The 6740-nt window shown below is 46.9% G+C and carries 7 protein-coding genes; 3 read left to right on the top strand and 4 right to left on the bottom strand.

The genetic code is table 11. From position 1 onward, the window contains the following. Nucleotides 1-647 precede the first annotated feature (647 nt). Both V3S16_RS15190 and vapC read left to right on the top strand, forming a co-directional pair. Nucleotides 648-878 carry an antitoxin gene (locus V3S16_RS15190; protein WP_413886432.1) on the top strand — a complete coding sequence of 77 codons (231 nt, stop codon included), beginning with the start codon at nt 648-650 and terminating at the stop codon, nt 876-878. After that, nucleotides 878-1285: a type II toxin-antitoxin system tRNA(fMet)-specific endonuclease VapC gene (gene vapC, locus V3S16_RS15185; RefSeq protein ID WP_413886430.1), complete on the top strand. Its 408-nt coding sequence runs from the start codon at nt 878-880 to the stop codon at nt 1283-1285. The genes V3S16_RS15190 and vapC overlap by 1 nt, the downstream gene beginning before the upstream one ends. 377 nt (nt 1286-1662) lie before the next feature. Here the strand turns inward: vapC and larE are convergent, their stop codons facing one another. The 4 genes from larE to V3S16_RS15165 form a co-directional block, all read right to left on the bottom strand. Next, complete coding sequence (gene larE, locus V3S16_RS15180; RefSeq protein ID WP_413886428.1) at nt 1663-2523, bottom strand: ATP-dependent sacrificial sulfur transferase LarE; 861 nt, start codon at nt 2521-2523, stop codon at nt 1663-1665. Between the two features lie 118 nt (nt 2524-2641). After that, nucleotides 2642-3238 (bottom strand): methionine biosynthesis protein MetW, encoded by a 597-nt coding sequence (metW, locus tag V3S16_RS15175; protein ID WP_413886426.1) that lies wholly within the window; start codon nt 3236-3238, stop codon nt 2642-2644. Further along, nucleotides 3228-4415, bottom strand: coding sequence for a homoserine O-acetyltransferase MetX (gene metX, locus V3S16_RS15170; RefSeq protein WP_413886424.1), 1188 nt, complete (start codon nt 4413-4415; stop codon nt 3228-3230). The genes metW and metX overlap by 11 nt, the downstream gene beginning before the upstream one ends. Nucleotides 4416-4754: 339 nt before the next feature. Further along, nucleotides 4755-5129, bottom strand: a complete 375-nt coding sequence (locus tag V3S16_RS15165) for a helix-turn-helix domain-containing protein (protein ID WP_413886422.1) — start codon at nt 5127-5129, stop codon at nt 4755-4757. A 496-nt stretch (nt 5130-5625) separates the two neighbouring features. Between V3S16_RS15165 and V3S16_RS15160 the strand changes: the two genes are divergently transcribed. Further along, nucleotides 5626-6740 (top strand): radical SAM protein (locus V3S16_RS15160; RefSeq protein WP_413886420.1); only part of this gene is annotated, 1115 nt, incomplete at its 3' end.

Raw genomic sequence — 6740 nt, 5'->3', positions numbered from 1 at the left:
TGAACTGATACACTTCGCCGGTCTCTTTTATTAAAAAATCGACGCTATAGTATCGATCCAGCAGCTCTCTGGTTTCGGATCTCTTTTCTGGCTGGTTTTCCTTCATCATTGTTCAAAGGTTTCGTTGCTGAGGGGCCCCGGGGCATCCTCGAATTTTATCGCGTTAATCGATAGTTTTAAATTTATCTTTAACCAGCATATCTTTAATAATAATGGGATATTAAATTTAATGCAACCTAAAATCGGTTCGTGTTCGTTGGGGGCATCCACGAGATATTGATTTAACTTCCATTATTTACTGGATATTGGTGGGAGCGCAGCGAAGAGCCCGATGGCGGGGTTTTGGGTTGCTAATAACCAATAACTAATAACTAATAACTGATCACTGCTTACTTGTCGGTATACGAAGATGATTTTACAAAGTTAAAAATGTGGATTTACTTGACCTGGCACCAGCAAAATATAATCCCTTAATAATTGAGCATCCAGCTTGGTTCGACACCACTCCAAGATGAGTAGGCTCATTATATAAATAAATTGACAATAATTTTAATAAGTATATACTTTGATGTGTATACAAAAACAGAAGGGTCGTTTACGATTCCGTTGGAGGGAACAAACTCGTGCCCCAAAGAAAGGAGGCTGTTTTGACGACGACTAGAGTTTTTAAATCAGGAAATAGTCAGGCGGTCAGGTTGCCAAAGGAATTCTCGGTCAGGAGCAAGGTGCTTGAAATTTTCCGCCGTGGCGACGAAATTGTACTTCGGGAACCGGCGAAAGGATTGGCTCGGGCTTTTGAGCTGTTGACCAACCTTCCCGACGATTTTCTTGCCGAAGGCCGCCATGATATGCCGCCTCAGTCTCGCGAGGGATTGTGATGCCCACTCGTTATCTGTTGGACACCAACATTTGCATTTACATTCACCGTCAGAAGCCCGGGGAAGTGTTAGCGCGTTTTCAAAAGCTTAAGTTTGGTGATGCTGCTATCTCAGTTATCACGTGGGGGGAACTGCTGTATGGTGCAGAGAAAAGTCAGCAGCGTAAAAAGGCTTTGCAGTTACTGGAGGAGTTCAAGGCCTTTGTTCCTGTTTTGCCAATGCCGGAGAATGCCGGGAAAACTTATGGGGCCATCCGTGCATCACTGGAATCCAAAGGGGAGCCTATCGGTAACAACGATTTGTGGATTGCCGCGCACGCCAAGGCGGCAGCCATTACGATAGTAACCAACAACGAGCGAGAGTTTCAACGCGTACCAGGTTTGAAGGTACAGAACTGGGTTGGCTGACAAGGTTTCCGAAAACATCATAGCGGAAACGAAGAGCGTCGTCACACCCGAAAGTCGAAAACAGCCAGGGGATGGGAAAAAACCATAGTCAGCTCAAAGCGGAAGACAACAAATCGGTTGGCGTTCTTTGGGGTATCCGCGAGATATTGATTTAAATCCCATTATTTGCTGATTGCTGGTCGAAGCGCAGCAAAGATCCTTATGGCGGGGTTTTGGGTTACGGGTTGCTGGGAACTGGATAATAGATGCTGGATACTGGATGCAGGTTGCTGGTTACTGCTTACTACTCACTGGTTATTGGATTTTAAAAGGAAGTTGTCCTTATTTTATCCAGTATCAAGTATCCAGCATCCAGGACAACTTTTCACCTTTAACTGCTATTCGGGTAGCTCTAAAACCGTGTTGAGAGAGCCGCTGTGAAAGCCGTCCAAATCCAGCGCAATGTAAGTAAACCCCAATTCATGAAATTTTTGGCTGATTTTATCTCGATTTTCCAGAACTTTGGTAAAGTCCTGCGGCAAAACCTCGATCCTGGCGGTAAAGCCGTGATGCCGAACTCTCAGCACACGCAAATCGAGTGTGTAAAGAAAATTTTCTGCTTCTTCAACTTGGCGCAGTTTTTCCAAAGTCACTTCTTCACCGTATAGAATCCTGCTGGACATACACGGCATGGCGGGTTTGACGGCAACTTCAAGGCCATAATATGCGCACAGGGCCCGGATAGTATTTTTATTAATGCCCAGTTCAAGATATGGAGACCGGATCGAAGCTTCGCCGGCGGCCTGCATGCCGGGCCGATGATCTTCCAGATCATCCAGGTTGGCACCGTAAAAGATCGGCCTGGACGCTTCAGACCCGGGTCCCGCCAGCTCTTTGCGGAGTTTTTTTAGTTCTTGGAACAGAGTTTTTTTGCAGTGATAGCACCGGTCGGCCTGGTTGGCCCGGTAGAGGGGATCTTCCATTTCCGCGGTTTGAACGATTCGAAGGGGAATACCGTGGGCCCGGGTGAAATTTACGGCGGCATCAAATTCCCGGCGGCTTAAGGAAGGACTGTCGGCCAGGGCGGCCACCATTCTGTTGCCCAGGGCACGGTGGGCGACATAAACCAGCAGGGTGCTGTCAACCCCTCCACTGTATGCTATAATCGCATCAATGTGATCTGAAAAATAGTCTTCCAGATTGCGGGCAGCAGTTTCCGGAGCTTTTTCAAGCAAGGATATTTTATTAAATTCTGGCATGCAAGATTTACTTTTCGTAGGCGTTCCCAGGTTCAGAGTTCCCCGTTCAGGGTTTTTATGGATGGACACTAACTAGCCTGGAACCTGGAACCCTGAACCTCTGAACCCTGAACGGTTACTATTTCCCTATCAGAAATATGCCGTATGTGGCGCACAGGTTGGGCATAAATTTGATGATTTTACCAATTTTGCCATTATTGCGGGTGTTGATGGCCACCTCTTTGATGATTTTAAAATCGACCTCTCTGGCAAACTTCCTGAAATCCTTGATGGTAATGACCCGGATGTTGGGGGTGTCGTACCATTCGTAAGGGAGCTGCCGGGTTATGGGAGCATAGCCCGTCAGCAGCAGTTGCAGGCGTATGGTCCAATAGCTGAAGTTGGGGAAACTGACGATTCCTTTTTTCCCGATTCTAAGCAAAGATCGGATTAAATCCGCCGGTTCATAGACCTGCTGCAGGGTTTGACTCAAAATGACATAATCAAAGGCGTTGTCCGGGTAGTCCACTACTTCTGTATTGACGTCACCCTGGAGTGCTGAAAGCCCCTTTTCAATGCAGCGGGCGACCCTGGATTCACGCCGCTCGATTCCGGTTCCGACGACCTGCTTATTTTGCTTTAAAAAGTGCAGCAGATCCCCTTGACCGCAGCCAAGATCGAGCACCTTTGATCCCGGTTCAATCCAGGAAGCTATTATCTTAAGATCATAACGCATTGTGCTGTTTTAGGTTTTCCTTATAGACGGATTCTAAAAAATTTTTAATCAAAGCGGTCAGGCGCTCACTGGGCAAGAGAAAAGCATCATGCCCCCATTCGGCTTCGATTTCACAAAAGCTGACATCCAGACCGTTTTTTTTCATGGCCTGTACCATTGCTTTGGACTGGTAGGTGGGATAAAGCCAGTCGGACGTAAAGGATAAAATCAGAAAGCGGGCCTTGGCTTTGGCAAATGCTTTGACCGCCGATCCTGAGCCGTGCTCTTTTTCCAGATCATAGTAATCGGAGGCTTTGGTAATAAAAAGAAAAGAATTGGCATCAAAACGATCCACAAACTTGGCGCCCTGATGGCGCAGATAGCTCTCCACCTGAAAGTCGGCATCGAAATTGAAAGAAAAATCGCTTTTATCCTGCAAGCGGCGTCCGAATTTAATGCGCATGGACTCGTCTGAAAGGTAGGTGATGTGACCGATCATGCGGGCAACAGCCAGACCCAGATTCGGTTTGGGGCCGTTATAATAGTTGCCGTTGTTCCAATTAGGATCGGCCATAATCGCCTGCCGGGCCACCTCGTTAAATGCAATCGCCAGGGCCGAGTGTTTCATAGTAGTGGCAAGGGGGATGGCCGCAACGACCATGTCCGGGTATCTGACGCACCATTCCAGAACCTGCATCCCGCCGATGGAGCCGCCGATGACCGCCAGGATCTTATTGATCCCCAAGTGATCCAGCAGCGCCTTTTGAGCCCTGACCATATCACCGATGGTGATGCCCGGAAAATCATGCCCGTAGGGTTCAGCGGTTTTAGGGCTGTAGCTGCAGGGACCGGTGGACCCCATACAGCTTCCCAGGATATTGGAACAGATGACAAAATATTTGTCGGTATCGATACCTTTTTCAGGGCCTACCATGATGTCCCACCAGCCGGGTTTGGGATCATCCTTGCTGTAATAGCCGGCCACGTGGGAATCTCCTGAAAGGGCATGACACACAATGATAACGTTGCTTTTATCTTGGTTTAAATTGCCGTACGTTTCGTAAGAAATCGATATGGGACCTAATTTTTCACCGCATTCCAGGATCATTTCATGGGGTGGCTCCGCAAAGGTGTAAACCTGCTTTGCTACAATCCCCACCGAGATTCCGTTTTGATCATGTTCTATATATTCACTCATTCTATGAATTTTAAAATAATATTTTTGGGGTTAATCAATCTTCTTTGATTATTGTCTCTGATACTTGTTACTGGTCACTTGATGCTGGATATACAACAAGATTTGCAAGTATTCAACCAGTATCCAGAATCAAGCATCAAGTATCTGTACGGATTTAAGGATAAGCTACCAATATACCACCTGAATCTTGCACAGACAATCTTGAAAATTTATAAAATAATAACGTTTTATATGCTTGTATCTGACATTTTAGGGGTGGTAATTGAATAGCGAATTGAAAAGCCGATAAAATTTCTTACAGGCGAATAGTGCTGAAGCGGGATGGCAGAGAGCTTCAATTTACAGCAAGTATTTGAAAACGTCACAGGACCGGCAAACCTTCATCTTCTCTTTCCAGTTTTGATGAACGCCGCCGTCACAAATTGTTCCGCAAATGAACCAGCATAGTTGGCCCGCCTTAAACTCCCAGGCCGGACATTCTTTTTTTAACTCAGGCGGACATTTTTTTACTTCCCAGCAGGGCCTGCGGTCTTTTTTATGCTCCACAATTCTGGAGATCAAAAAAAACATATGCCGTTCCACATGGGGCGGTACGGTTCGCCAGCCCTGCTCATAACTGTGGATCGCTTTGATGGACGTTCCCAGAAGCTGGGACATCTGCCGCTGGGTCTTTTTCAATTTTTTCCGGAAATGTTTGAATTCTGCGCTGTCCATACGAGTTCACATATCGTTGAATTCGTGACTTTTTACGAGATCATCACTATTGGGGCGCAAGTGTTGAAAACCAATGCTTAAGTGCCACAAGGTGGCATGTGCTGTCAAGAAAAATCAAAAAATAAAATAGTGTTACGATTTTATGAAACTTTCGCAGCCCCGGTTACCTTTAGGCGGGGGTCATCGATGTCCTGACATTTAGGTTTTAGGTCTAAAATAAATTGATTTAACAGACACTTAAAGCTTAACACCTAAAACTTAAAACGTCGTAAAAAGTAGTTTTTGACTTTTATGAGACCATCATAATTTTATAGTTGAAATACTTGCCACAAAGTGGTAGCAATGTCGCGAAGTCGTGCGGGGAGGTCATTAGGGCTTCAATGGGCCATTACACTTTTTCGCAGGTACCTGTGCAAATATCAAAAAATCTGAAGACTTTGTCTGTATTTATTGCTGCATCTATTTCTGTATTTATTGCTGCATCTATTGAGGTTCAATGACCATGAAAATTCTGCTGATTAACCCACCGTATGTAACGTTGAGCTCCCGCTTGGGCACCGGACACCAGATTCCCCTTGGACTTTTAATGATCGGCGGTACGCTGCTGGACGCGGGGCACAAGGTCAGGTTGCTGGATGCCGAGCGCCGGCACCTTTCGATCAGCGCAATTGTGAATGAGGTTAAGCGCTTTGCGCCGCAGATAGTGATGACCGGTCATGCCGGATCGACTTCCGCCCACCCGGTCTGTGTGAAGATGTTCAAGGCCATCAAGCACGCCTGCCCCGATGTTATCACAGTCTATGGCGGGGTCTATCCAAGCTTCCACGCCGAGCAGACTCTTGAAAACGAAAACGCAGTCGATTTCATCGTGCGTGGAGAGGGAGAGGCGGTTACTCTCAAGCTGGTCGAGGCGATCGAATCCGAGATCTCTTTGCATCGTGTACAAGGGATTGCCTATCGTATCGGGGATCAGGTAGTGGTCACTCCGCCTCTGCCCCCGATCCAAAATTTAGATACATTCCGTATTGGCTGGGAGTTAATCGAAAACTGGGACGATTATCAATGTTTCGGTCTGGGGCGGGCGGCAATCATCCAGTTTTCCAGAGGCTGCCCGCATAACTGCACTTACTGCGGTCAGCACGACTTTTGGGTTGAGTGGCGTCATCGTGACCCCATCAAGGTCGTGGACGAAATCGAGTGGTTATACCGTACCCATGATGTACGTTTCCTGAGCCTGGCGGATGAAAATCCTGCCTCGTGCAAAGCAACGTGGCGGGATTTTCTTAAAGAGCTGGCGGCACGCCAAATCCCGGTCCACTTCTTTGTATCGATCCGGACTACTGACATCGTGCGCGACAGTGACATTATGCACCTCTATAAACAGGCCGGCATGCAATATATACTTTTGGGGATCGAATCGACCGAACCGGAAGTTCTTAAAGCCATTAAGAAAGGTTCGACTACCCGTTTGGATCTGGAAGCATGCCGTTTGCTTAAGCAGTATGGGATTTTTTCGATAGTGGCCCATGTCGTCGGCTTGAAAGATGAAACCTGGAAAAGCTTCTGGACGGCGATCAAGCAGCTGATCTACTATGACGGTGATTTTGTGAA

Source organism: Candidatus Desulfatibia sp., from assembly GCF_036446775.1.
Lineage (GTDB): Bacteria > Desulfobacterota > Desulfobacteria > Desulfobacterales > UBA11574 > Desulfatibia_A.
Note: the sequence above shows the minus strand (reverse complement) of the source record. Positions and strands in the feature narration are given on the sequence as shown.

Bases quoted from the DNA above. Each gene is read 5' to 3' on its own strand.
- larE (WP_413886428.1), bottom strand. From the start codon at position 2,523: ATGCCAGAATTTAATAAAATATCCTTGCTTGAAAAAGCTCCGGAAACT.
- metX (WP_413886424.1), bottom strand. From the start codon at position 4,415: ATGAGTGAATATATAGAACATGATCAAAACGGAATCTCGGTGGGGATT.
- metW (WP_413886426.1), bottom strand. From the start codon at position 3,238: ATGCGTTATGATCTTAAGATAATAGCTTCCTGGATTGAACCGGGATCA.
- V3S16_RS15165 (WP_413886422.1), bottom strand. From the start codon at position 5,129: ATGGACAGCGCAGAATTCAAACATTTCCGGAAAAAATTGAAAAAGACC.
- vapC (WP_413886430.1), top strand. From the start codon at position 878: ATGCCCACTCGTTATCTGTTGGACACCAACATTTGCATTTACATTCAC.